Origin of the sequence: Mycobacterium sp., assembly GCF_049280035.1 — a bacterium.
Taxonomy (GTDB): Bacteria; Actinomycetota; Actinomycetes; order Mycobacteriales; family Mycobacteriaceae; genus Mycobacterium.
Genome location: NZ_JBAPPI010000761.1, coordinates 1 through 3114, shown reverse-complemented (window position 1 = coordinate 3114; position 3114 = coordinate 1). Strand labels below are relative to the sequence as shown.

4 protein-coding genes and 1 pseudogene are annotated in these 3114 nt (G+C 65.2%); 3 read left to right on the top strand and 2 right to left on the bottom strand.

Annotated elements, in window-relative coordinates:
* The coding region (locus WAN71_RS24485; protein WP_422227811.1) for an NAD(P)-binding domain-containing protein at positions 1 to 207 on the bottom strand (207 nt) is incomplete at its 3' end.
* A 96-nt stretch (positions 208 to 303) separates the two neighbouring features.
* On the opposite strand from WAN71_RS24485, the gene WAN71_RS24480 reads away from it, so the two are divergent.
* From WAN71_RS24480 to WAN71_RS24470, 3 genes are all read left to right on the top strand, one after another.
* Complete coding sequence (locus tag WAN71_RS24480) at positions 304 to 810, top strand: MarR family winged helix-turn-helix transcriptional regulator (protein WP_422227810.1); 507 nt, start codon at positions 304 to 306, stop codon at positions 808 to 810.
* 345 nt (positions 811 to 1155) lie between these two features.
* Positions 1156 to 1923 (top strand): trypsin-like serine protease, encoded by a 768-nt coding sequence (locus WAN71_RS24475; RefSeq protein ID WP_422227809.1) that lies wholly within the window; start codon positions 1156 to 1158, stop codon positions 1921 to 1923.
* Between the two features lie 61 nt (positions 1924 to 1984).
* A complete protein-coding gene (locus tag WAN71_RS24470; RefSeq protein WP_422227808.1) occupies positions 1985 to 2815 on the top strand; it encodes an SDR family NAD(P)-dependent oxidoreductase in 831 nt (276 codons plus the stop codon).
* A gap of 23 nt (positions 2816 to 2838) precedes the next feature.
* Here WAN71_RS24470 and WAN71_RS24465 read toward each other — a convergent pair.
* Positions 2839 to 3114: pseudogene (locus WAN71_RS24465) on the bottom strand (chitin-binding protein); the annotation flags it as partial.

Sequence of the window (3114 nt, the reverse complement as noted above, 5' to 3'; positions counted from 1 at the left end):
GTCGTACAACACGGCCACGATGACGATGTCGCCGGCCGGGACGGCGCCCCACTCTCCCGTCGTGGCGCCGCCGCCGAGCGCCTTGGCCAGGTCAGCCGCCTTGGACTGATCGCGGCCGGTGACCTCGACGGTGTTGCCGCCAGCTACCGCCAGGGCGCCGATGGCGCGGGCCATGTTCCCGGTGCCAATGATGCTGATGCTACTCATGAGGTATCCCATCCTTACTTACGATCGAAAAGGTTGACTGCTCTACCTTAAGCAGTGTTTGTTGATGAGTCAACCAATCGGGTAGCATGGAGCCTGATGGAACCGAACTGGCTGAACCCTCGTGAAGACCGCGCCTGGCGGGCCTTCCAGCACGCGCATCATCAGCTTGACGTGCACCTGAACCGGGGCCTGCAAGCATCGGGCCTGTCCGGGGCCGACTACGAGGTCCTGGCGGTGCTCTCGGGTCACGACGGGAACCGCATGCCCGCCCGCGACCTGTGCAACACACTGGGCTGGGAGAAGAGCCGTGTCTCCCACCAGGTGCGGCGCATGCAGAAGGACGGGCTGATCTGCCGCGAGCCCAACCCCGACGACGCCCGCAGCACCATGGTCTGCCTGCTGCCGGCTGGCCGCGCCGCCATCGAGAAGGCGGCGCCCAGGCACGTGGAGGACGTCCGCCGGAACTTCATCGACCTGCTCACCCCCGCTGAGCTCGACATGCTCGCCGCCCTCAACGAACGAGTCCTGCGCCACCTGGCCAAAGACGATGACTCCCCCGCCGAAGACAAGCCCTCACAGCCTTCATCAGCCGTGAGATCTTGACCTTCATGCTGGCGCGGAAGCGGCTTGGAAATCAGGCGGGCGCCGGACGCGCGTATGCGGCGGTGGAACGTCCCGCGACGTATCGGCGGAGCCCTCCGGTGGAATCCGGAAATGCCAGTCAGACTGCGACGCAGCCGGACCCGCGACGCAGTCGCGGGGCCAGTCACACATATTGAAGGCTAAAGGGGCGCGCTGCCGCTGGCGTCTCCGCAGCCAGTTCTCGGTTGGCCTACAGGTGTCATTTAGGGGTACCTTGCGAAGTACGTTGAGCGCCTGCTGGCGAATAGATAATGGGAAATCCTTTTGAGATACGGCGCCAGTTCACCTGAGAAATGCTGTGGCAGTGTGGATCTCGCATATCGGCGACGGATCACGACAACGTGGGCGCGGGCGGCGATCGCGGCAGCGGCAATCAGCTGCTGCGGTGTGCTGACTGCTGCGACCGCCGCCGCAGATCCACCTGACTTCGACCTGAGCCACCACCCGGCGCCCGCCCTCGCCCCAGGTGTCGGCATAGGCATCTACGACGCTGACGGCCGGCCCACGGACACCTGCACCGCCGGATGGCTCGTCCACGACGGCACCGGTCAACCCGGCGTCCTCACCGCCGGCCACTGCGACGATGGCGGCGGCGCCAACTACTTCAACAAGAAGACAGGTTTCCAAGTTGTTGGGTGGTTCACCCACCACGTCTATGACGGCGACGGCGCCGGGGACGACGACATCGCCGTGCTCGCGATCGCCAACTCCCCGGACATGCCGCCGCAGGTGCCAACCGACACACGCATTATCGGAATCCGGCCGGTCACCGCGTCCGCCGACGACACACACCTGGCTGAAGGCCAGCAGCTGTGCCACTACGGGTTGATCAGCGGCGCACAGCACCGCGGGCCAGCATGCGGCCCCATCATCTATGTGTCACCCACAAAAGTGCAGTTCCTGGCGCACGTGCAAAAGGGTGACTCCGGCGGGCCTGTCTACTATCGCAACGCCGACGGCACCGCGACCCCGGTCGGCATCACCATCCGCGCAGGAGACGCAGACCGTGGCACCATTGCCGAACTGATCGGCCCATGGCTGAAGCGCTGGAGCCTGAGCGTCGATAGTTCCTAGTTTCACTGTTGTCGATCGGCGCGACTTGTCGACGGGCAGTGCCCGTCAGAAGGAGAACTTGATGCCATCAGTACTCGTCACCGGAGCCGGTCGTGGCATCGGTAAGTCGATCGTCGAATATCTGGCCACGCGCGGCTGGGATGTGATCGCCGGGGTCCGCACGGAACACGACGCTGCCGCGGTCACTGCGCTGGACCCGCAGCGGATCTCGTCATTGATTCTCGACATCGCGGATGCCGAACACATCGCCGCGCTTGATGAGCTGTTACCTGAGCGACTCAACGCGATCGTGAACAACGCGGGCGTTGTGGTGACCGGCCCGATGGAAACGGTCACCACTGAGGATTGGCGAAAGCAGCTGGAGATCAACGTGATCGGTCAGCTCGCCGTCACAAGGGCGGTGCTGCCGCGGCTTCGCGAGTCGCGGGGGCGGGTGGTATTCATGTCTAGCGTCAACGGGAGGCTGTCGATGCCACTGATCGGTGCCTACTGCGCAAGCAAGTTCGCGCTCGAGGCAGCCGCCGACGCGCTGCGAATCGAATTGCGGCCATGGCACATTGACGTCGCTATCGTGGAGCCCGCGCAGACCGATACCGACATGTGGCGCACCGCTGACGACATGGTTGAACAATTCGAGGCCGCTCTGACGGCCGAGCAACGCGACCACTACGCAAGACACATCGCGGGGCTCAAGAAGTCGATTCCGTTGTCCCAGAAGCTCGCTGTACCAGCCGAGAAGGTGTCGGCGGTCGTCGCGAAGGCGCTGACCGCCCGCAGCCCCCGTTCCCGCTACGTTGTCGGCGTCGGCCCCAAGTTGCAGGTCTCGCTGATGACCAATCTGCCCACGTCGCTGAGCGACTTCGTGCTACGACGGATAGCCGGTCAACCGTAAGCGCGCGTCTTGTGACTGGCTTATTACAGCGGAATCCAGACTCCGAAGAACCAGAAGCCCCACTGGTTGAACTGCGGGTTCCACAGCGGATTCTCTTGGTAGCCCCAGTAGTTGATCGGGCCACCTACCCACCGGCCGCCCGGCGGCGGAAGCGGCCTACCCCAGTCCGGCCGCGGTGGCGGGCCAGCGCCCCAGGGCCCTGGGCCGTCGCCCCACGGGGCTCCGTGGAAGTAGCCGCGCTGGGGGTCGCCATGCCACGGGCCGGGACCACCCGGTCCGCCTGGCCCGACACCCGGAGG